General features: G+C 68.7%; 22 protein-coding genes. 10 read left to right on the forward strand and 12 right to left on the reverse strand.

Features of this window, described 5'->3' with window-relative positions; translation table 11 throughout:
* Positions 1 to 19: 19 nt before the first annotated feature.
* The 5 genes from AMK58_RS19160 to AMK58_RS19180 form a co-directional block, all read right to left on the reverse strand.
* Complete coding sequence (locus tag AMK58_RS19160) at positions 20 to 631, reverse strand: helix-turn-helix domain-containing protein (protein WP_079285414.1); 612 nt, start codon at positions 629 to 631, stop codon at positions 20 to 22.
* 47 nt (positions 632 to 678) lie between these two features.
* Positions 679 to 1,695 carry a sulfate ABC transporter substrate-binding protein gene (locus AMK58_RS19165; protein WP_035678723.1) on the reverse strand — a complete coding sequence of 339 codons (1,017 nt, stop codon included), beginning with the start codon at positions 1,693 to 1,695 and terminating at the stop codon, positions 679 to 681.
* A gap of 193 nt (positions 1,696 to 1,888) precedes the next feature.
* Positions 1,889 to 2,782, reverse strand: coding sequence for a prephenate/arogenate dehydrogenase family protein (locus AMK58_RS19170; protein ID WP_104675395.1), 894 nt, complete (start codon positions 2,780 to 2,782; stop codon positions 1,889 to 1,891).
* Between the two features lie 164 nt (positions 2,783 to 2,946).
* Positions 2,947 to 4,041 carry a histidinol-phosphate transaminase gene (gene hisC / locus AMK58_RS19175; RefSeq protein WP_035678717.1) on the reverse strand — a complete coding sequence of 365 codons (1,095 nt, stop codon included), beginning with the start codon at positions 4,039 to 4,041 and terminating at the stop codon, positions 2,947 to 2,949.
* Between the two features lie 8 nt (positions 4,042 to 4,049).
* Positions 4,050 to 4,964, reverse strand: a complete 915-nt coding sequence (locus AMK58_RS19180; protein ID WP_059399300.1) for a chorismate mutase — start codon at positions 4,962 to 4,964, stop codon at positions 4,050 to 4,052.
* A gap of 145 nt (positions 4,965 to 5,109) precedes the next feature.
* Here AMK58_RS19180 and metX point away from each other — a divergent pair, with 145 nt between their 5' ends.
* The 3 genes from metX (at position 5,110) to AMK58_RS19195 (ending at position 7,649) form a co-directional block, all read left to right on the forward strand.
* Positions 5,110 to 6,321, forward strand: coding sequence for a homoserine O-acetyltransferase MetX (gene metX, locus AMK58_RS19185; RefSeq protein ID WP_051140594.1), 1,212 nt, complete (start codon positions 5,110 to 5,112; stop codon positions 6,319 to 6,321).
* Between the two features lie 10 nt (positions 6,322 to 6,331).
* Positions 6,332 to 6,982, forward strand: coding sequence for a methionine biosynthesis protein MetW (gene metW, locus AMK58_RS19190; protein WP_051140593.1), 651 nt, complete (start codon positions 6,332 to 6,334; stop codon positions 6,980 to 6,982).
* Positions 6,983 to 7,079: 97 nt separating this feature from the next.
* On the forward strand, positions 7,080 to 7,649 hold the full coding sequence (locus tag AMK58_RS19195; protein WP_059399301.1) for a PRC-barrel domain-containing protein: 570 nt from the start codon (positions 7,080 to 7,082) through the stop codon (positions 7,647 to 7,649).
* A 4-nt stretch (positions 7,650 to 7,653) separates the two neighbouring features.
* On the opposite strand, the gene AMK58_RS19200 is transcribed toward AMK58_RS19195, so the two are convergent.
* On the reverse strand, positions 7,654 to 8,217 hold the full coding sequence (locus tag AMK58_RS19200; RefSeq protein WP_035678711.1) for an RBBP9/YdeN family alpha/beta hydrolase: 564 nt from the start codon (positions 8,215 to 8,217) through the stop codon (positions 7,654 to 7,656).
* A gap of 61 nt (positions 8,218 to 8,278) precedes the next feature.
* Positions 8,279 to 9,055: a class I SAM-dependent methyltransferase gene (locus tag AMK58_RS19205; RefSeq protein WP_035678754.1), complete on the reverse strand. Its 777-nt coding sequence runs from the start codon at positions 9,053 to 9,055 to the stop codon at positions 8,279 to 8,281.
* A gap of 61 nt (positions 9,056 to 9,116) precedes the next feature.
* Here AMK58_RS19205 and gloB point away from each other — a divergent pair, with 61 nt between their 5' ends.
* Genes gloB through AMK58_RS19220 form a run of 3 tightly spaced genes read left to right on the forward strand, consistent with a single transcriptional unit; the run spans position 9,117 to position 10,993 of the window.
* A complete protein-coding gene (gene gloB / locus AMK58_RS19210) occupies positions 9,117 to 9,878 on the forward strand; it encodes a hydroxyacylglutathione hydrolase (protein ID WP_059399302.1) in 762 nt (253 codons plus the stop codon).
* Positions 9,879 to 9,932: 54 nt separating this feature from the next.
* Entirely contained in the window at positions 9,933 to 10,538 is a 606-nt protein-coding gene (locus AMK58_RS19215) for a glutathione S-transferase N-terminal domain-containing protein (RefSeq protein ID WP_059399303.1), read from the forward strand.
* A gap of 26 nt (positions 10,539 to 10,564) precedes the next feature.
* Complete coding sequence (locus AMK58_RS19220; protein ID WP_035678680.1) at positions 10,565 to 10,993, forward strand: cupin domain-containing protein; 429 nt, start codon at positions 10,565 to 10,567, stop codon at positions 10,991 to 10,993.
* 99 nt (positions 10,994 to 11,092) lie between these two features.
* Here AMK58_RS19220 and yddG read toward each other — a convergent pair whose 3' ends face one another.
* Positions 11,093 to 12,031: an aromatic amino acid exporter YddG gene (gene yddG, locus AMK58_RS19225; RefSeq protein WP_035678677.1), complete on the reverse strand. Its 939-nt coding sequence runs from the start codon at positions 12,029 to 12,031 to the stop codon at positions 11,093 to 11,095.
* 101 nt (positions 12,032 to 12,132) lie between these two features.
* On the opposite strand from yddG, the gene AMK58_RS19230 reads away from it, so the two are divergent.
* Complete coding sequence (locus tag AMK58_RS19230) at positions 12,133 to 13,029, forward strand: DMT family transporter (protein ID WP_079285431.1); 897 nt, start codon at positions 12,133 to 12,135, stop codon at positions 13,027 to 13,029.
* Between the two features lie 18 nt (positions 13,030 to 13,047).
* Here AMK58_RS19230 and AMK58_RS19235 read toward each other — a convergent pair whose 3' ends face one another.
* The 4 genes from AMK58_RS19235 to AMK58_RS29820 form a co-directional block, all read right to left on the reverse strand.
* Positions 13,048 to 13,863 (reverse strand): FkbM family methyltransferase, encoded by an 816-nt coding sequence (locus AMK58_RS19235; RefSeq protein ID WP_051140591.1) that lies wholly within the window; start codon positions 13,861 to 13,863, stop codon positions 13,048 to 13,050.
* A gap of 60 nt (positions 13,864 to 13,923) precedes the next feature.
* Positions 13,924 to 14,640, reverse strand: coding sequence for a hypothetical protein (locus tag AMK58_RS19240; protein ID WP_035678672.1), 717 nt, complete (start codon positions 14,638 to 14,640; stop codon positions 13,924 to 13,926).
* Between the two features lie 155 nt (positions 14,641 to 14,795).
* Positions 14,796 to 16,505 (reverse strand): adenine deaminase, encoded by a 1,710-nt coding sequence (gene ade, locus AMK58_RS19245; RefSeq protein ID WP_035678666.1) that lies wholly within the window; start codon positions 16,503 to 16,505, stop codon positions 14,796 to 14,798.
* A gap of 34 nt (positions 16,506 to 16,539) precedes the next feature.
* Entirely contained in the window at positions 16,540 to 16,869 is a 330-nt protein-coding gene (locus AMK58_RS29820; protein ID WP_175424482.1) for a hypothetical protein, read from the reverse strand.
* Positions 16,870 to 17,104: 235 nt separating this feature from the next.
* Between AMK58_RS29820 and AMK58_RS19255 the strand changes: the two genes are divergently transcribed.
* The 3 genes from AMK58_RS19255 (at position 17,105) to hybA (ending at position 21,342) form a co-directional block, all read left to right on the forward strand.
* Complete coding sequence (locus tag AMK58_RS19255; protein WP_035678663.1) at positions 17,105 to 18,796, forward strand: methyl-accepting chemotaxis protein; 1,692 nt, start codon at positions 17,105 to 17,107, stop codon at positions 18,794 to 18,796.
* A gap of 319 nt (positions 18,797 to 19,115) precedes the next feature.
* Positions 19,116 to 20,279 (forward strand): hydrogenase small subunit, encoded by a 1,164-nt coding sequence (locus tag AMK58_RS19260; protein ID WP_035678661.1) that lies wholly within the window; start codon positions 19,116 to 19,118, stop codon positions 20,277 to 20,279.
* A 4-nt stretch (positions 20,280 to 20,283) separates the two neighbouring features.
* Entirely contained in the window at positions 20,284 to 21,342 is a 1,059-nt protein-coding gene (gene hybA / locus AMK58_RS19265; protein ID WP_199228234.1) for a hydrogenase 2 operon protein HybA, read from the forward strand.
* Positions 21,343 to 21,347 lie beyond the last annotated feature (5 nt).

Below are 21,347 nucleotides of genomic sequence, written 5' to 3' on the forward strand. Positions count from 1 at the left end.
GGGCCAGAGAACGCCAGAATCAGAAGACGTAGGTCATCACGAGATACAGCAGCGCCTCGCCGTCGCCCACGTTGCGGTAGGCGTGGGGGGCGTCGGCGTCGAACTGGATCGTGTCGCCCTCCTCCAGCCGGTGGGTGCCGTCGCCGGTCTCGATCTCGACCACGCCGCGCCCGACCAGAATGTTCTCCACGGTGCCGATGGTGTGGGCGTCAGCCCGCTCGTCGGTGCCGGGGGCGAGGCGCAGTTCGTAGAACTCCACCTGCCGCTCGCCGCGGAAGGGGAACAGCGCCCGCGAGCTGAACCGCCCGTCGCGCGAGGCCAGCGGCCGGCTGTCCGCCCGCCGGATCACCGTGGTCCCGCCGCTGCCCCCGCTGCTGAGCAGGCTGGAGAAGGGCACGTCGAGCGCGCGGGCGATGGTCCACAGGAAATCGATGCTGGACGGCCCCTGCCCGGCCTCCACCGCCGTCAGCTCCGCCCGGCTGTTCCCTGACAGCTTGGCAAGCGCATCGACGGACAGCCCCTGGCGGAGCCGAAAGTTGCGGATGTTCTCGGCGATCACGCCGGTCAGCGGGTTGGCGTCGCCATCCGTGCTCCGGGAGTCCGTGGTCCGGGGGGTTGATGTCGTGCTCATGGTGTCTGGCCCTCCCGTTCTGTGAATAAGCGTTGAATTCCTGGGACTCAGCGGGGCGCCGCCTGGATCTGGTCGAACAGGGCGCCCTCCGCGAAATGGGTCGCCTGGGCCTTGCGCCAGCCGCCGAAAACGTCGTCCACGGTCACCAGCGCCACCGGGGAGAAGCGTCCGGCATATTGCCGCGCCAACTCGGGGTGGCGGGGCCGGTAGAAATTCCGCGCGGCGATCTCCTGCCCCTCGCGGGTGTAGAGATACTGCACATAGGCTTCGGCCACCTTGCGGGTGCCCTTGCGGTCGACCACGCTGTCCACCACGGCGACCGGCGGCTCGGTGAGGATGGACAGGGACGGCACGACGATCTCGAACTGATCGGCACCGAACTCCCGGAGCGACAGGAAAGCCTCGTTCTCCCAGGTCAGCAGAACATCGCCGACACCCTTGCGGGCGAAGGTCAGCGCAGCCCCGCGGGCGCCGCTGTCCAGCACCGGAACATGCCGGTACAGCTCGGCGACGAACTGCCTGGCCTTGGCCTCGTCGTTCCCGTTGCTCTTCAGCGCATAGGCCCAAGCGGCGAGGTAGTTCCAGCGCGCCCCGCCCGAGGTCTTCGGGTTGGGCGTGACCACCTCCACGTCCGGCTTCACCAGATCGTCCCAGTCCTTGATCCGCTTCGGGTTGCCCTTGCGGACCAGGAACACGACGGTGGAGGTGTAGGGGGAACTGTTGTTCGGCAGGCGCGTCCGCCAATCCTTGGCAATCAGCCCGGCGTCGGCGATGGCGTCCACGTCGTAGCCCAGAGCCAGCGTCACCACGTCGGCGTCCAGCCCGTCGATGACCGAGCGCGCCTGCGCGCCCGATCCGCCGTGCGATTGGTGGATGACCACCGTCTCCCCCGACGCCTCCGACCAGGTGCGGGCGAAGGCCGGGTTGAACTCCTCGTACAGCTCCCGCGTCGGGTCGTAGGAAACGTTCAGGATCGTGCTGCGGCTCGCGGCGCTGGCGGTCGCCAGGGCGGCCAATGTCACCAGCCCGATGGCGATGAGGCTCTGGCTGAAGCGCGACGGCATGAACGGTGTTCCCCAAGCTGACGGTCGATGGCGCGGTGCCGGGGATTATTGAACACGGGCGATCCCTATCAGGCAAGTCGTCTTTTGCTGCCTGATGTGTAATTCACATATGTGCGATTATTATTTATCGCAATTTTAATGTGAAAATAGGACGTCAAACGGTTGCGCCAGCCATACGGCGCAACCGGACCGGTCAGGCTTGCTTGGCGTCGATGATGCCGCGGCGGATGGCGCGGGTCTTGGTGAAATGGTCCTGCAACTGCTCCCCCTCGCCCCAGCGGATGGCGCGCTGGAGGGCGGTCAGGTCCTCGGTGAAGCGCTGGAGGATTTCCAGGACCGCTTCCCGGTTGTTCAGGAACACGTCGCGCCACATCACCGGGTCGCTGGCGGCGATGCGGGTGAAGTCGCGGAAACCGCCGGCCGAGAATTTGATGACCTCGGACTTGGTGTCGTCCTCCAGGTCGGACGCCGTGCCGACGATGGTGTAGGCGATCAGGTGCGGCAGGTGCGAGGTGATGGCCAGCACGCGGTCATGGTGGTTGGCGTCCATCAGTTCCACTGTGGAACCGATGCGGCGCCACATCGTCACCACCTTGTCCACCGCGCCCTCGTTGGCGCCGGGCGGCGGGGTGACGATGCACCAGCGGCCCTGGAACAGGGTGGCGAAGCCGGCCTCCGGCCCCGAATGCTCGGTCCCCGCCACCGGGTGGCCGGGAATCAGGTGCACGCCGTCCGGGATGTGCGGCCCGACGTCGCGCAGCACCGCCTGCTTCACCGAGCCGACGTCCGTCACGATCATGCCCGGGCGCAGCAGCGGCCCGAGCTGCTCTCCCACCTCGGCGAAGGCGCCAACGGGAGTCGCCAGGACCACCACGTCCGCACCCTCCAGCGCTTCCGCCAGATCGGTGGTGGCGCGCTCGACGATGCCCAGCTCCATCGCCTTAGCGCAATGCTCGGGGCTGCGGTCCGCGCAGACGACCTGACGCGCCACCCCGTAATGCGTGAGCGCCCGCGCCAGGGACGAACCGATCAGACCGACGCCGACGATGGCGACGCGGTCGAACAAGGGAGTGGCGGTCTCGCTCATGATCTCAAGGCACCGGCTGCGGATGGGTTGCAGAACGCCCCGCTATAAAGCACCAAGCCGCCGCGTGACCAAGGGAAAGTTTGGTCAGCCGGACGCTTGCAACGGCCCAAACGAAAAGGCCGGACGCGAGGCCCGGCCTGTTTCAGTTCGATTCGACGGCCCTGTTACGCCGTCAGGAAGTCCTTCAGCGCCTGCACCACCTCGCGCATCTCGGCCTCCGTGCCGATGGTGACGCGCAGGCAGCTCGGCAGGCCGTAGGCGGGCATCTGGCGGACCAGGATGCCGCGTCCCTTCAGGAACAGGCGCGCCGCCTCGGCGTCGTCCTTCCCGGCGGTCTGGCCGGCGAAATCGACCAGAACGAAGTTCGTCACGCTGGGATGGGTCTTCAGCCCCAGCCCCTGGACCTGCTGGACGAACCACTCCCGCCACTCGGTGTTGTGGCTGCGCGAGCGCTCCAGGAACGCGGTGTCCTCCAGCGCCGCCACCCCGGCGATCTGCGCCGCGGAGGAGACGTTGAAGGGACCGCGCACGCGGTTCAGCACATCGGCGATCCCCGCCGGGCAATAGGCCCAGCCGAGCCGGACCGAGCCCAGCGCGAAGATCTTCGAGAAGGTGCGGGTCATCACCACGTTGGGGAAGCGGTCCACCAACTCCTGCCCCGCCGAATAGTCGTTGTGGTTCATGTACTCGGCGTAGGCCGCGTCGATGACCAGGATGGCGTTTTCCGGCAGGCCGGCGTGCAGGCGGGCCATCTCGTCGGCGGTGATGTAGGTGCCGGTCGGGTTGTTCGGGTTGGCGACGAAGACCAGCCGGGTGCGCGGCGTAACGTGGGCCAGCAGCGAGTCCACGTCGGTGGTCAGGTTCGTCTCCGGCGCCTGGACCGGCGTGGCGCCGACCGACTTGGCGCCGATCGGGTACATCAGGAAGCCATGCTGCGAGTACAGCACCTCGTCCCCCGGTCCGGCGTAGGCACGGATCAGCAGGGCGATCAGCTCGTCGGAGCCGGCGCCGCAGACCACGCGGTCGGCGTCCAGGCCGAAGCGCTCGGCGATGGCCTTGCGCAGCTTGGCGGAGCCGCCGTCCGGGTAGCGGTGCAGCTCGCCCGCGGCGGCCTTGTAGGCCTCCACGGCGCGCGGGCTCGGGCCGAGCGCGCCTTCGTTGGAGGCGAGGCGGATGTGCCCCGCATGCTCGCCGCCGACATAGGGGGCGATGTCGAGAATCCCCGGGCGGGGCGCCGGGCCGTTGTTCGGCTGGGTCATGTCAGGTCTCAGACCTTGCGGGCGTCGTGGGAGAAATGAAGCGGGACGGCGTAGCCGCCCACGATGTTGATCCGCACCGGGATGTCGCCCAGCCGGCCGGCGAAGGCGGCGAGGCGCGGGTCGGTGTGGTCGACGAAGTCGGCAACCTCGACCAGATGGATCGACGGGCCGGACGGGTCGCGGGCGTGCCATGTGCAGAAATAGGTCGGGGCGAGGCCGCTCGTCTCCAGATGATCCTTGAGCCGGCCGCGGCTGAGGTCATGCCCCAGCTCGATCCCCAGGAGGGTGCGGTCGTCGCCGGTCGGCTCGTGCGGGACCAGCGCGATGGCCAGCGCGTCGCGGTCCTCGCCGCGGGCGTTGCCGCGCCCGGCGAAGGGCAGCCGCGCCACCACGCGCGGCGTGCGCGCGTCGGACGACACCAGGAAGCGCCACCAGGGGTCCGCGTCGTCCTCCGCCGGGTAGGGAACGACGCCGACCGTGGCCGTGCCCTCCGACACCGCGCGGATGGCCGCGGCGGGGGAGTTGACGGCGGTCATCGGAACGACGCTGCCGAAATGGTCGCGGGCCACGTCCCAGAATCCGCGGCGGTCCTCCGGCGCGTAGACCGCGACGGCGAAGGGGCCCTGGAGCCGGGTGAAGGCGGTGATCATCTCCCGCCAGATGCGGGCGACGGCCATCGCCGGGAAGGAGCCGGCGTGGCGCGCCATCAGGCGGCGCAGGATGACCGCCTCGCGCGCCGGGCGCAGATAGATCGGGGTCTGGGGGTTCCCGCTGATCTGGCCTTCCGCGGCCTCGATCTGGCTTTTCACGACACCGACGCGCTCCACCACCGCGGTGCGGCGCATCAGCAGGTCGTGGATCGTATCGTCGATGTGATCGATCTCGCGGCGCAGATCGTCGAGCGGGGACTTGGGCGGAGGCATGGGGCGGGAAACCGTCAAATCCAGGGCGAATCCAAAGCCGGATAGTAGTAGTCCGCAAGCGACGCGAAATCAAAGAAAACGTTGACACTCCCAACCGCCGGTCCGTAGCTATGAGCTCCCGTTTTCCGGAGGCTCCCAACCCGTCATGTCCGCGCCGAACCCCGCTGCCGCCGTGTCTGCCGCCGTGCCTGCCGAGCCCGCGACGATGCCCGGCCACCGGGTCACGCTCGGGGTGGACCGGCCTATGCGGCTGGACAGCGGGGCGGAACTGGGCCCCTTCGAGGTCGCCTACCAGACCTACGGCGCGCTGAACGCGGACCGGTCGAACGCCGTCCTGATCTGCCACGCGCTGACCGGCGACCATTATGTGCTCGACCAGCATCCGGTGACCGGCAAGCCCGGCTGGTGGGAGATGCTGGTCGGACCCGGCAAGCCGGTCGACACCGACCGCTATTTCGTCATCTGCTCCAACGTGATCGGCGGCTGCATGGGCTCCACCGGCCCGAAGGAGACCGATCCGGCGACCGGCAAGCCCTACGGCCTCGGCTTTCCTGTCATCACCATCGGCGACATGGTGCGCGCGCAGAAGCTGCTGGTGGAGCATCTCGGGATCGACCAACTCTTCTGCGTGATCGGCGGCTCGATGGGCGGCATGCAGGTCCTGCAATGGGCCGTCGCCTATCCGGAGTCGGTCTTCGCCGCGGTGCCGATCGCCACGGCGGCCCGCCACTCGGCGCAAAACATCGCCTTCCACGAGGTCGGCCGGCAGGCGATCATGGCCGACCCGGACTGGGCCGGCGGCAACTACCTGCTGGAGGGCACCCGCCCCCACCGCGGGCTGGCGGTGGCGCGCATGGCCGCGCACATCACCTACCTGTCGGAGCCGGCGCTGCACCGCAAGTTCGGGCGCAACCTGCAGAACCGCCAGACCGTCACCTACGGCTTCGACGCCGATTTCCAGGTGGAGAGCTATCTGCGCCACCAGGGCATCACCTTCGTCGAGCGGTTCGACGCCAACTCCTACCTCTACATCACGCGGGCGATGGACTATTTCGACCTCGCCGCGGATTACGGGGGCGGCACCCTGTCCAACGCCTTCCGCAAGGACGGCAAGGGCACCCCGGTGCGCTTCTGCCTCGCCAGCTTCTCCAGCGACTGGCTGTTCCCGACCTCCGAATCGCGGGCCATCGTGCACGCGCTGAACGCCGTGGCCGCCAACGTCAGCTTCGTGGAGATCCGCACCGACAAGGGGCACGACTCCTTCCTGCTCGACGAGCCGGAATTCCATCAGGTGGTCCGCGGCTTCCTGGACGGCTGCGCCGAGCACCGCGGCCTGACACGCCCCTCCAGACCATGACGCCCCGGCCATGAGCCCCCTCGACGAGAATCAAGCCGCCGCCCGCGCCGCCTCCGGCAACGGCATCCGCACCGACCTGAAGCTGATCGCGGAGATGGTGGAGCCGGGCAGCCGCGTGCTCGATGTCGGCTGCGGCGACGGTGCCCTGCTCGCCTTCCTGTCCCGGCAGAAGGGGGTGGACGCGCGCGGGATCGAGCTGTCGATGGACGGCGTGCACCAGTGCGTGGCCCAGGGCCTGTCGGTCATCCAGGGCGACGCCGAAACTGACCTGAAGGACTACCCGCCGGGCGCCTTCGACTACGTGATCCTCAGCCAGACCCTCCAGGCGATGCGGGAACCGCGGACGGTGCTGGAGACGATGACCCGCATCGGGCGGCGGGCCATCGTGTCGGTGCCCAATTTCGGCTATTGGCGCATCCGCGTGCAGCTTCTGCTGACCGGGCGCATGCCGGTGACGGAGAAACTGGGCTACCAGTGGTGGGAAACCCCCAACATCCATTTCTGCACGATCAAGGACTTCGTCGTCCTGGCGGAGGAGATGGGCATCCGCATCGAGCGCTGCATGATCGTGAACCGCGCCGGCAGGATCACCGGCCATGCCCATTCCGGGCTCGCGAACCTGCTGGGCGAGCAGGGCGTCTTCCTGCTGCGCCGGGACTGAGCGGACCCCGCCGCTTCCCGGCAATGCAACCCCTGCCCCGCTGGCGCTGTTGATAGGCAAAGTCCGTTCAACAACAGACCAGCGGGAGCCACGCACCATGCGCCTCATCCCTTCCTCCGTCCTCGCCGCATCGGCCGTCGCCCTGCTGCTGTCCGGCACCGCCTACGCGCAAACGCCGCAAGCGTCACCGGACGCCGCGCGTCCCCCGCTGATGACGGCGCCGCGCCCGGACGACACCCCGGCCACCCCACCCGCCGCCTCGCCGGAGGGGCTCGGCGGCGACGCACCCTCCGACGAGATGCAGCGCGCGGCCCCCTCCGTCGCCGCGATTCCCCATCTGCTGACCCCGGAGGAGGCGCGGACCCTGATCGGCAAGGAGGTGCGGACCCGCGACGGTCAGCCCGGCGGCTCCATCAAGGATTTCACGCTGGACGGCAGCGCCGCTTCGATCGAACGGATCGTGCTGGCTCCCGCCGAGGGCAGCGGGGCGGACGGGAAGCTGCGGTCCCTGCCGGTCAGCATGCTGCGCACCGACATCGCGGGCGCGGCCGCCAGCAGCGACGGCTCCACGCCGCCGACGCTGGACCTGCCGGCGGCCGAACTCGTGCGGGCACCGGAATTCACCTACGGCGAGGGCGTGAAGACGGTGAGCGGCCAGCCGCAGTGACGGCTCAAGCGCCGCCGTCCACCGCGCGCAGCAGGTCGAGAACAAGCCGCTCGCCGTCCGGCCAGGGTCCGTAGCCGGCGGCGGTGTTGATGTGGCCGAGATCGCCCGCATCGATGAAGTCGGCGCCCCACCCCACCGCGAAGGCGCAGGAACGCTCGATCGCGGCGTAAGGGTCGTTGCGGCTGGCCAGCACCAGCGCGCGGAAGGGCAGCGGATCGGTGGGCACCGGGGCGAAGCCGTGGACCTCCGGCGGCGTGCGCTCCGCCGATTCGACGTCGGGCGGAGCGACCAGCAGGGCGGCGGCGACCCTGCCGACCGACGAGCCGCTCCGCACGGCCCAATGGGCCACCGTCATGCCGCCCAGGCTGTGGGCGATCAGCACCACCGGGGCGGCCGCGGCGGCCACCGCCTGTTCCAGCGACCGCACCCAGTCCTCCAGGGCCGGCGCGTCCCAGTCGGCCTGCTCGACCCGCGAGAAGGACGGGTGGCGCTGCTGCAGCCAGCTTTGCCAGTGGTCCGGGCCGGAATTGCCGAGTCCGGGGACGATGAGAACACTCGCCTTCGTCATGGGGTCCGATCCGCTGCGGTGACCAGAAAGGTTACAAACCGCAACGGCCCCGGAGCAAGGCTTACGGTTCCTCCGACACCCGCCACGCGCCGGACCCCGCCGGGCGGCGGGCCGGGGCCGCGCCGCCGGGAAGCGGGACGATCAGGCGGCGCTTGGCCGGCTGCTGGGTCTTGCGCGACACCCCGGCGAAGATCTGCTTGGACGCCTCGATCATGGTGACGCCGGCGAAGGCTTTGAACCAGCGGCAGCCGACCTCTTCCCAGGCCGGTGCTGTCTTCATCAGGAAGCGGGAGCGCAGCGGCGGCAGGAACAGGGCGTGCCCGGTGCGCTCCGGTACGAACATGGTGTCGCGCAGAACCTGCTTCAGTTGCGAGGCCGAATAGGGAAAGCCATGACCGAAGGGCGTCCAGTCGGCCCGCGCCCACAGGCCGCGGCGGTTCGGCACCACCACCAGCACCCGCCCGCCGCCGGCCAGCACGCGCCAGATCTCCCGCATCATCGGGCGGAGTTGCTCCGTCCCCTCCAGCCCATGGACGAGCAGCACACGGTCCACCGACATGTCGGCGAGCGGCAGGTCCGCCTCGTCGCCCAGCGCCACCAGCCCCGGCCCGCCCGGCGGCCAGAAGGTCACGCCCTGGGTCGCCGGCATGATGGAGAACACCCGCTCCGCCTCGTCGCGGAAGGGTTGCAGATAGGGCGTCGTGTAGCCGACCCCCAGCACGATCTGCCCGCGCAGGTCGGGCCATATGGTGCGGATGCGCCGACGGATCATCCGCCGCGCAGCCTGACCAAGCCCGGACTCGTAGAATTCACGAAGATCGACGATATCGGTGTACATGGTCATCCCAGGCTATCACGTTTCGATCAAACGTCCATTCATGCGGGAGGGGCCCAAAGCCATGGACATCCACCTGATTCCGGCCTTCGCCGACAATTACATCTACCTCCTGCGCGACCCGGCCAGCGGCGCCGTGGGTGTCGTCGACCCCGGCGACGCACAGCCTGTGCTGGCGGAACTGGAGCGGCGCAACTGGACGCTGACGCACATCTTCAACACCCACCATCACAACGACCACATCGGCGGCAACCACGCGCTGAAGGCGCGCTATGGCGCCGACGTGATCGGCCCGCGCGCCGACGCGGCCCGCATTCCCGATATGGAGACGTGCCTGGGCGAAGGCGAGACCATTTCGTTCGGATCGCTCACCGCACAGGTGTTTTTCGTTCCCGGCCACACCTCCGGCCACATCGCCTTCTGGTTTCCAGAGGCCAAGGCCCTGTTCAGCGGCGACACGCTGTTCGCGCTCGGCTGCGGGCGGCTGTTCGAAGGCACGCCGGCCCAGATGTGGACATCTCTGGTCAAGCTGCGCGGCCTGCCGGACGACACGCGCGTCTATTGCGGCCACGAATACACCCTGTCCAACGCCCGCTTCGCCGTGACGGTGGAGCCGGACAACGCCGCCCTGAGGTCCCGCGCGGCGGAGATCGCCGCACAGCGCGAGCGCGGCGAGCCGACCATCCCCTCCACGCTGGGCGTCGAGAAGGCCACCAACCCCTTCCTGCGCGCCGACCGGCCGGAGGTCCAGGCCGCCCTCGGCATGGCCGGGGCCGACCCGGTGGCGGTCTTCGCCGAGATCCGCGGCCGCAAGGACCGCTTTTAAGGATGCATGCCCTCGCGCTACGCTGACGCCCACAAAACGGGAGGAGAGATTTCTATGAAGTTGCGCTGGAGCCCGACCTCGCCCTACGTCCGCAAGGTCGCGATGGTCCTCATCGAATGCGGGCTGGACTCGGCGGTCGAGAAGCAGGTGACCAACGCCTGGGCGCCCGACACCGACCTGCCGGCGGACAACCCGCTGGGCAAGGTCCCGGCCCTGATCCTGGACGACGGCTCGGCGCTCTACGACAGCCCGGTGATCGCCGAGTATCTGGACTCGCTGCACGACGGCCCGCGCCTGTTCCCGATCTCCGGCCCGGCGCGCTGGACGGCGTTGCGCCAGCAGGCGCTGGCCGACGGCATCTGCGACGCCGCCATCCTGCGCCGCCTGGAGCTTCAGCGACCGGACGGCGAGCGCTCCGACTCCTGGGCGGACCGCCAGCGCCGCGCCGTCGCCCGCGCGCTCGACGTGCTGGAGGCGGAGGCGCCGGCCCTCGACGGCACGCTGACCATCGGCACGCTGTCCATCCTGGTGGCGCTCGGCTACCTCGACTTCCGGTTCGGGCACGAGGATTGGCGGGCGGGCCGTTTGGAGCTGGCAGCGTGGTTCGCCTCGGCCTCCGACCTCGACAGTTTCCGCCGCACCGCGCCGCCGCCGGCCTGAAGGCCGGCGTGGGAAAGGACGACGCCATGGAGTCCCTGACGCCCGAGCGCATCATTGCGACGCTGGGCATGCAGCCCCATCCGGAAGGCGGCCACTATGTGGAGACCTTCCGGGACGCCCCGCCGGACGGCGGACGCGGGGTCAAGACCGGCATCCACTACCTGCTGCAGGCGGGGGAGCGCTCCCACTGGCACCGGGTGGACGCGGTGGAGATGTGGCACTGGCACGCCGGCGGGCCGCTGGAGTTGTCCATTTCCACCGATGGACGGTCGGTGGAGCGCTTGATCCTCGGGATGGACCTCGCGGGTGGCCAACGCCCGCAGGGGGTCGTTCCAGCGCACGCGTGGCAGGCGGCGCGCCCGCTGGAGGGCTGGGTTCTGGTGGGCTGCACCGTGTCCCCGGCCTTCGAATTCGCCGGATTCGAAATGGCGCCGAAAGGATGGGAGCCGGGGTGATGAGGTCGATTGGAAGCGGTCGGGCGGGCCTTTCCCCGACCCTTCCAACCTCCGGCGGGAGAGAACATATCTCCCGTCTACGCTCCCCAGTTCAGCGCCCTACCGATCGCTGCGCAGCATATCGCGGCTGGCCAGCACGGCGCCGGCCATGATGAGCGCGCAGGCCGCCCAGACGGTCCACCCCCCCGCCGCCTGCCCGAACAGGATCAGCAGCAGCGTGGAGGTCAGCGGCGTGCCGTAGGACAGCACGCCCAGCGCCCGGATGTCGCCGCGCTTCACCCCGTGGTCCCAGACGAAGAAGGCGGCGCCGACCGGCCCGACCCCCATGGCGAGCACCGCCAGCCATTCCCCTCCGGACGGCGCCACCGTCGTCTCGAACAGCAGGTGCGACAGCCCGGCCAGCACCGCCGTGGCAAGGCAGAAGCCGCCGACCGCCTCGGTCGGGACATCGCCGAAACGGCGCGACAGCACCGAATAGGAGGCCCAGAGCACCGCCGCGACCATGGCCGACAGGTAGCCAGGCGTGTCCCCGGCGTCGAGCGACAGGCCGCGCGCGCCGCCCGTCACGATCAGCACCGTCCCGGCCAGTCCGCACAGCGCGCCCAACACATGGCCGCGCTTCAGCCGTTCCCCCGGCAGCAGGGCGGAGAACAGGACGATCAGCAGCGGCCAAAGATAATTCAGAAGATTGACCTCGACCGCCGCACCGGGAGCGAGGCGGAAGGCCAGGAAATAGAAGAAATGGTAGCCGAACAGCCCGGCGACGCCGAGCAGCCAGACCCGCCAGGGCTGGCGCAGCACGCCGATCACGTCCTTGCCCCGCGCAGCCCCCGCCGCCGTCCCGATGATGAAGGCAACGCCGAAGGACATCGCAACGAGTTGGAACGGCGGAATGGTTCCCGATAGCGCCGTCAGCAGCGCCAGCGTGGACCACATCAGGATGGCCAGACCGCCGATGGCGGTGGCGCGGCGGACGGCGGACGGGGCTGACGCCGCGGCAGCCGGGAGACTCTGGGGCGGGAAGCTATCGGTCGACATGGCGAACGCTTAACTCAAAGAACGCCGTTGAGCAATTGGGCTGGGCAATTGGACTGTGGGACACCGGACCTATGCGTGTATCCTGCCGTCCGGCGGGCAGCATGCCGCCCTCCGTCCGTGTCGTCCCCTCCCCAATCACGGCTCCCGCTTTGCCCACCGAAGCCCTTATCGCCGTCCTGGCCGGCGCTCTTCTCCATGCCAGCTGGAACACTGTGCTGAAGGCCGGCGGCGGCAACGCCTCCGACGCGGTCCTGGTCGTCGCCGGATCCGCCTTCATCGCCCTGCTGCTGCTTCCCGTCGTTCCGGCGCCGTCGCTCGCCAGCGCGCCTTACCTCTGTGTGACGGCGGTGCTGCACGTCGCCTATTTCCGTCTCCTTGCCGCCGCCTATCGCGAGGGGGCGATGAGCCACGCCTATCCCCTGATGCGCGGCACACCGCCGTTGATCGTGGCGCTGTGCAGCGGCGCCCTGCTGGGCGAGGGGCTGTCCAGCGGTGCCTGGACCGGAACGGTGATGGTCTGCGGCGGCATTCTTGGGCTGACCCTGCTGGGGCGGAGATCGGGCCCGTCGGGATCGTGGCGGGGCACCGCCTGCGCGCTCGCCAACGCCCTTGTGATTGCCGCCTACACGGTGGTGGACGGCATCGGCGTGCGGCTGTCCGGTGCGCCGGCCGGCTACACGCTGTGGTGCTTCCTGCTGTTGAGCGTGCCCATGGTGGGGGGTGCGCTGCTGCGCGACGCCAGGGGGTTTCTGAGCCATGCCCGCCGGCGCTGGATGGTGGCGCTGTGCGGCGGGGCGGCCAGCATCGCCTCCTACGGGCTCGCGCTCTGGGCGATGACCCTCGGACCGGTCGCCGTGGTGGCGGCGCTGCGCGAAACCTCGATTCTGTTCGCCATGGCGCTGGCCGCGCTGGTGCTCAAGGAGCGGGTCGGTCCGGTGCGTCTGGCCTCTGGCGCGGTCATCGTGCTCGGCGCCGCGTCGCTGCGCCTCGCAGCCTGAGGCCTGGCAGTCCGAACCCTACTGGCGGATGGCCAGGAAGTTCTGGTATGCGAAAATTTCGTCGAACTCGGAATAAGCGGACAGCCGGTACAGCCCGTCCTTGACGATCTTGCAGACGGCGAAACCGTCCAGCCGGCTCCAGAAATCGCGCAGGAAGGTCCGGGAATCGAGGTTGCAGCCACCGAATTCGAACTGGATGAAATCGACGGCGCGCCGGTCGAGCAAGCCGCGCGCCCCATCCAGCACAGCGATCTCGTGGCCCTCAACGTCGATCTTGAGGAAATGGACGCGGTCGATGCCGGTCTCCGCGCAGAACCCGTCCAGCGTCGCCAGACGAACGGTCTCGCCGCTCCCGCCCTGCTGAAACTCCCGGATCGCGCGGTCGTGGAGGGAGGCCAGGGTCGAGCCGGGCCGGTCGCCGCGCAGGGTCGCCGCACCAGTGCGGTCGGACAGGCCAAAGTTGACGGGGCGGCAACGGCCGGGGTACCGCGCGGCCGTCTCCTGCAGCGCGCGGAACGCCGTCGGCGACGGCTCGAAGGACCAGACGGTTGCGGCGGGAAAGCGGTCGAGCGCCGCCGCCGTGTAAACCCCGACGTTGGCGCCGACGTCAAAGATCACAACTTCGGCGTCGGCGACGCCGCGCCGCTTCAACTCGCCCTGGATGTAGCGGAGGACTCCGGCCTCGCCGGTGGCCTGGATGTCGGCGTCGTTGACCAGGCCCATGCCCTTCAAGGCCTGCCGGTGGATCGCCCGGAAGAAGTCCTGCTGACCGGCTTGTCCCTGATGCTCCGCCACATAATCGGCGACGGCGCGAAACAGCTCTTCAGGGGTCATGGCGGCGTGGTCTCCGGCTTCGGCGGACCGGCAGTGTAGCCGCCGCCGGCCCCTCGCGCCTCAGAAAAGCCCGTTGAGCAGGGAGCCGCGCCCGCTGTAGCCGCTGCTTCCCCCGGTGAGGATGCCCAGCGCGCCGGAGCTGGCCGTCGTGCCGCCGGTCAGCAGGGAGGTCAGACGCTGGAGCTGCGGCGTCTGCTGGAGCGGATTGTCGCCCTTGGCCGGCTGCTTGGCGATGGTGTCGTAATCCTTGCTGTAGTCGCCCATGCGGAGCTGGAGGCCGTAGTTCTTCTCTTCCTTCGCCGCCACGCCCTTGTCGCGGGAGACGCGCAGCGTGTAGTCGCCGCGGTCGAGCGACAGCGTGCCCGCCTCGAACTTCTTGTAGGCGTCGTAGGTGGAGCCGGCCTCGCTGTTGCTGTCGGCGACGATCTTGCCCTGCTTGTCCATCAGCTGGACACGAACGCCTGTGTCGCCGACGCGGCCGAGGGCGACCTCGCCGGGCGTCGCCAGGTTGAATTTGTAGAAGTCCGCCGGATCGTTGGCGGCCAGCGTACTGAGCACGTTGAGGCGGCTGGTGTCCTTCACCAGCGTGCCGACGTTGGTGGCGAAGGGCGCGGCGTTCAGGGCCGACTTGCGGACGGTCTGCTCATACTCCTTGACCTCGCCGCTGGGCTTGGCGTCGGTCGCCTGCTTGGCCTGCTCCTGGACGCGCTTCATCGCCGCGTCGATGGACGTCTGGATGCTCTGCGCCAAGCCGCTGATGTCGCTCATTCCAACCATGGCACGCCCCTCCGACCGGCATTCTTCGCGTTTGTCGGGCGACCCCTTGCAGGCGGCGGGCCAAAAGGCTTTCCATGATTTTCAAAGGGTTGATCCGGGGCTCCCATCAGAGGGGCCGGCAAGATCCGCACCTCGTCCGGCAAGAATTGCCGGGGTCACGCTTCCACCATCGCGAATTTGTCGACGTCCACCAGCCCGCGGTCGGTGATCTTCAGATGCGGGATCACCGGCAGCGGCAGGAAGGCCAGTTGCAGGAAGGGCTCGGCCAGCGGGCAGCCCATCTCCTTCACCGAGGCGCGCAGGCTGCGCAGATGGCGCTCCACCGTCTCGAAGGGTTCCAGGCTCATCAGCCCGGCCAGCGGCAGGGCCAGTTCACCCACGACCTTGCCGTTGCGCACCGCGACGAAGCCGCCCTGAAGCTCGATCAGGCGGTTGACGGCGATGGCCATATCCTCGTCCGACGCGCCGACCACGCAGATGTTGTGGCTGTCGTGCCCGACCGAGGAGGCCAGCGCGCCCTCGCGGAAATGGAAGCCGCTGGCGAAGCCGCGCCCGACATTCTGGTTGGTGCCGTGGCGGGCGAAGACGCAGATCTTCAGGATGTCGCGGTCGGGATCGGCCACCAGCTTTCCATCCTTCGCCGGCACCTCCAGCCGCAAATGGGCGGTGATGATCTTGCCGGGCAGAACGCCGATCACCGACTGGACCGAGCCGCGGGCCGGCACGGCGAAATCCTCCGCGGTCACCGGGTGGAGCTTGACGGAGCGCAGCCCCACCGGGCTGACCGCCGGCCGGCCGGCGAAGGTCTCCGGCGACACCACGCGCCCGTTGCGGATGACCCGGTTGACCGCGCAGTCCTCCAGATCGTCCAGCAGAACGAGATCCGCGCGCTGCCCAGGCGCGATCAGGCCGCGGTCGAACAGACCGAAGCCGCGCGCCGCCGACCATGTGGCCGCGCGGTAGACATGGGACAGCGGGGCGCCGAGCCGGATCGCGCTGCGGATCAGATGGTCCATGTGCCCCTCCTCGGCGATGTCGAGGGGGTTGCGGTCGTCGGTGCAGAAGCCGAGGAAGGGTGAGGTTTCCGGCTGGATCACCGGGGCCAGGGCGTGCACGTCCTTCGACACCGACCCGTCGCGGATCAGCACCTGCATGCCCTTGCGCAGCTTTTCCATCGCCTCCGGCGCGCTGGTCGTCTCGTGGCAGTTGCGGATGCCACAGGAGAGATAGGCGTTCAGTTCCCGCCCGCTGAGCAGCGGGGCGTGGCCGTCGATGTGGCGCCCGTCGAAGGCGGCCAGCTTTTCGAGAACCCCGTCCACCTTGTGGAAGACGCCGGGGAAGTTCATGAACTCGGCCAGCCCCAGCACCTTCGGGTGGTCCTTGTGGCGCAGCAGGTCCGCCGCCTCCAGCCGCGCGCCGGACGTTTCAAGCTCCGTTGCCGGCACGCAGGAGGAGAGCTGCACACGCAGGTCCAGCGCCGTTCCCTCGGCGCAGTCGAGGAAATAGCGCAGGCCTTTATCGCCCAGCACGTTGCAGATTTCGTGCGGGTCGCAGATGGCCGTGGTTGTGCCGCGCGGCAGGACGCAGCGATCGAACTCCATCGGCGTGACGCAAGTGGATTCGCAATGGACGTGGGTGTCGATGAAGCCCGGCACGACGGTCAAACCGGACCCGTCGATCTCCTCCGTCCCGTCGTAGGACTCGTAGGTGCCGACGATCCGGTCGCCGCACAGGGCGATGTCGCCCGCGGCGGTCTCTCCGGTGACGACGTTGAGGAAACGGGTGTTCTTGATGACCAGATCGGCCTTCGTCTCGCCCAGGGCCTGGCCGATGCGCGTCTTCAGTTCGTCCCGGGTGACTGCCATCGCTTCGCCTCGTCCTGACCATTCCCATTCTTCTTTAGGTAAATGGCCGGGCGGGACCCTTCAATCGGATTTTCCGTAACATCAAATTGCGCGGTCGGTCACTCGGGCGACTCGCCAACTCGATCATCGGTCCGGTGCCGCTGTAGTCCGGGTAGTTCCAGTAGGTGCGCGGCTCCAGCCGGTAGGCCGGAAGGCCGCCTCCCAACGTGTAGACCGGCCCGCTTCCGCCGTAGCCGATGCCGTAGCCGATGCCGTAATCCGCCCGGCGGGCTCCACCGTCGTCTCCGCAAGCCGTCAGCGCCAGCAGAAGAGCGGCAATGAACAATTGCGTGAGCGTTCCGATGATGGCTGCGATGGTTTTCATGATCCACCCACCCGCTCCGACGCGTTGCACCCTCATGAAGACAAACACGCCGTGACTTTGGCTATTCCTGAAAAAATTGGTTCGCTCCAAAAACAATATGCGTTTCGTCCAGTTCTGGCCAAAAGGCGGCGCGGCAACGTGTCATGGAACGATTTAACACTTCGGAAACCAATGGGTGCCTCATTATCGTCAGACGCAGAGGCGGCCCAAGACCGCCGTAATGGGGACGTCCAGCATGTTGAAAGCGCTTAGGAATCTAAAGATCGGACCGAAGGTCTATCTTCTCGTGGGTCTGCAGGCGGTTGTGGCCGCGGTGACCGGCCTGATGGGGCTGGCCGCCATGCAGGATCTGGCCGGCAAGTCGGAAGCCATCGAACGCGCGTCGGACCGGCAGGTGCTGGGCGAGCAGCTCAACGGCCTCGTCCTGGCCGTCGTCATGGATTCGCGCGGCGTCTACATGGCCCGCGACCGGGCCGAAGTGGACAAGTTCGGCAAGCCCCTGCTGGACAACCTGAACACCCTCGGCGAGCGGCTCGGCACCCTGAAGCGCCTCACCCCGGCGGAAGGACAGGCCGCACTGGCTCCGGTGGCGACAAAAACCGAGGATTTCATCCGCTTCCGCACCGAAACGGTGCGCCTCGCCCGCGAGAAAAGTCCGGCCGAAGCCCGGACCTACGGCGACAACGACGCCAACCGCAGCAACCGCCAGGCGCTCAACGCCGCGATCCAAACGCTCAGCGCCGACCAGGACGGCATGATCGACCGCCTGCACGACGAGTTGGTGTCGGCCCGGAACCACTGGACCACCCTGATGCTCGCCATCGGCGTCGGCGGCGTGCTCTTCGGCATCCTGCTGGCGGTCCTGGTCGCCCGCGACATGATCGCGCGCCCCATCGCCCGCATGACCGCGGCGATGAAGACCATTGCCGCCGGCAACACCGGAGCCGAGGTGCCCGGCACCGGCCAGGGCGACGAGGTCGGCGACATGGCGGAGGCCGTGCTGGTCTTCCGCGACGGGCTGCGCCGCGCCACCGATCTGGCCGAGCAGGAACGCCGCGAGATCGACGTCCGCCGCCAGCGTCAGGAGCGGCTGGAAGCCCTGACCCACGGCTTCACCCAGAAGATCGAGGGTCTGTGCCGCACCCTGAATGGGGAGGCCGATAGCATCCGCAACAGCGCCGAATCGCTGACCCACTCCGCCGCCGACGCCTCGCGCCGCAGCTCGACCGTCGCCGCGGCGGCGGAGCAGGCCACCGGCAACGTCCAGACCGTGGCGGCGGCGACCGAGGAGCTGTCCACCTCCATCGGCTCGATCAGCCAGCGCCTCGGCGAGGCCGCCCGCATCGCCAGCGAGGCGGAGCGGGAGGCCCAGCGCACCAACAGCACCATCCAGGGGCTCGCCCAGGCGGCGGAGAAGATCGGCGCGGTGGTCAACCTCATCACCGAGATCGCCAGCCAGACCAACCTGCTGGCGCTGAACGCGACGATCGAGGCGGCGCGCGCCGGCGAGGCTGGCAAGGGCTTCGCCGTGGTGGCGCAGGAGGTGAAGAGCCTCGCCAACCAGACCGCCCGCGCCACCGAGGAGATTTCCGCCCAGATCGTCGCCATCCAGAACGAGACCCAGCAAGCGGTCGGCGCGATCAGCGGCATCGTCGGCACCATCGAGCGGATCAGCGACATCAGCACCAACGTCGCCGCCGCGGTCGAGCAGCAGGGCTCCGCCACCCAGGAAATCGCCCGCAACGTCCAGGAGGCCGCCATCGGCACGCAGGAGGTCTCGTCGACCATCTCCGGCGTGTCGCAGTCGGCCGACCACACCGGCGAAGCCGCCGGCGGCCTGCTGAGCGCCGCCAAGGGCCTGTCGGTCCACGCGCGCACCCTGCAGAGCGACGTGGACGACTTCACCCGCCAGATGAAGGCGGTCTGATCCTCTCCCCCTCCTCCCCGGACTTTATGCCGGGGAGGAGGCTTTTCCCGACGCATCCTTTCCACTGATGCCCCCCGAGCGTTCGAAGCTTACCCGCCAGATACCCCATTTGATGTAGATCAATGCCACGCCCGCATCGAAACTGGTGCAATGCCGGCGAGCGTTTCGCGCCCAAATACCCCTACAATCGATAGGGATTACGCCGCGCCGTGGGTTTCCCGCCTCGGGTTCCCCAGGACGCGCCGTGGCGTGCTGCGCATCCGGCGTCCGGCAACCGGGCGGCCAGCGGATCAATGCAAAAGGGTCTTTGGGGGAAATCATGCCCGACGGACATGTGGATCTCGACGCCGAGCACATCGGCGATCTCGACGAGTATGAGGGTGCGCTGGCCGGCCTGTCCCGCCGGGAATTCCTGGCCTACTGCACGGGCGTGGCCGCCACGCTGGGTCTCTCCCCCGCCTTCGGCGTGAAGATCGCCAACGCCGCCGTGGCTGCGCCGCGCCCGACGGTGATCTGGCTGTCGGGCCAAGCCTGCACCGGCTGCACCGAATCGTTGCTGCGCACCCACCACCCGTCGCTCGAGACGCTGATCCTCGACACCATCTCGCTCGATTACAACGAGACGCTGATGACCGGCTCCGGCCACCAGGCCGAGAACTGGAAGCAGCAGGCGATGAAGGACAATTGGGGCAAGTACCTGATGGTCACCGACGGCTCCATCCCGACGAAGGACGGGGGCGTCTACTGCAAGGTCGCCGGCAAGACCTACAAGGACGCCGTGCTGGAGTGCGCCAAGGGTGCGGCCGCGGTCATCTCCATGGGCTCCTGCTCCTCCTGGGGCGGCTGGCCGTCGACCGGCGTCAACCCCACGGGCGCCGTCGGGCTGAACGAGATCATCAAGGACAAGCCGGTCGTCTCGGTCCCCGGCTGCCCGCCAAACCCCTACAACTTCCTGTCGCTGGTCCTGCATTTCGTCGCCTTCGGCAAGCTGCCGGAGCTGGACGACAAGATGCGCCCGAAGTTCGCCTTCGGCCGCCTGATCCATGAGAACTGCGAGCGCCGCCCGCATTTCGACGCCGGGCGCTTCGCCATGGAGTTCGGCGACTACGGCCACCGCCAGGGCTACTGTCTCTACAAGCTCGGCTGCAAGGGTCCGGAGACCTATGCGAACTGTCCGTCCATCGGCTTCAACGACGTCGGCCAGGGCACCTGGCCGGTGGGCACCGGCCATCCCTGCTTCGGCTGCACCGAAAAGGGCGTCGGCTTCACCAAGGGCATCCATGAACTGGCCTCGCTGAAGTCGGTGGCGCCGCCGAACACCTACCCGGCAGTCGCCGTGGACAAGGGCGAGGGCATGTCGGCCGGGGCCGCGGCGGTGGTCGCCGGCATCGCCGGCGCGGCGGTCGGCGCCGGCGCCGTCATCTCCAGCCGGCTCGGCAAGCAGGACGCGAAGACCGAATCCTCCTCCACCGCCGCCGAGTGAGGTCATGATGTCAAAGAACAAGACATCGGTCTCGCGGCGCGGCTTCCTGCGGAACGCGGTCAAGGGCAGCGCGGCCGCCGCCGCAGCGGCCTGCACCACCGTGGTCGCCGCCCCGCCGGAGGCCAACGCGCTGGTCCGCCCGCCCAAGCCGCTGCCGCCCGACGCCGTCGGCCTGCTCTACGACAGCACGCTGTGCATCGGCTGCAAGGCCTGTGTGACCGCCTGCAAGGAGGTCAACCACATGCCGCCCGACGTCGGCCCGGCCCAGCAGGGCTGGAACGCCGGCGGCGGCGACAAGCCGATCTACGACAGCCCGGTGGAGCTGTCGGCGAAGACGCTGAACGTCATCAAGGCCTACAGCCACGGCACCGGCGCCACCAAGGACTCCGCGGAGAACGGCTTCGCCTTCATCAAGCGGCAGTGCCTGCACTGCGCCGATCCGTCCTGCGTGTCGGTCTGCCCGGTGTCGGCGATGACCAAGGACGCCAAGACCGGAATCGTCAACCACGACCCGAGCGCTTGCATCGGCTGCCGCTACTGCGTGCTGTCCTGCCCGTTCGGCGTGCCGAAGTACGACTACAACGACGCCTTCGGCGAGATCAAAAAGTGCCAGCTCTGCAAGCAGCAGCTCGCCAAGAACGAGCTTCCGGGCTGCGCCGACGTCTGCCCGACCGGGGCGACCCTGTTCGGCCGCACGGAGGACCTGAAGGCGGAGGCCAGGCGCCGCACCGCGCTGAAGGTGGGCGAATACGCGCACTTCCCGCGCGGCGACATCGCCGGCAAGGTCGGCGGCCCGCGGTCCGGCCATGAGAAGCTCGTGGAGGCGGCCTACCAGACGCACATCTACGGCGAGAAGGAGCTGGGCGGCACCCAGTGCCTCGCGGTGTCCGCCGTGCCGTTCGACAAGCTGAACCTGCCCACCAACGTGCCGGAGAACGGCTATCCGACCCTGTCGGAAGGCATCCAGCACACGCTCTACGCGGGCATGATCGCCCCCGCCACGGTGTTCGCCGGTCTCGCCTATCTGGCGCACCGCAACACCAAGAACCACACCGACGAGTGAGGGGG

Source organism: Azospirillum brasilense, assembly GCF_001315015.1.
Taxonomy (GTDB): Bacteria; Pseudomonadota; Alphaproteobacteria; order Azospirillales; family Azospirillaceae; genus Azospirillum; species Azospirillum brasilense.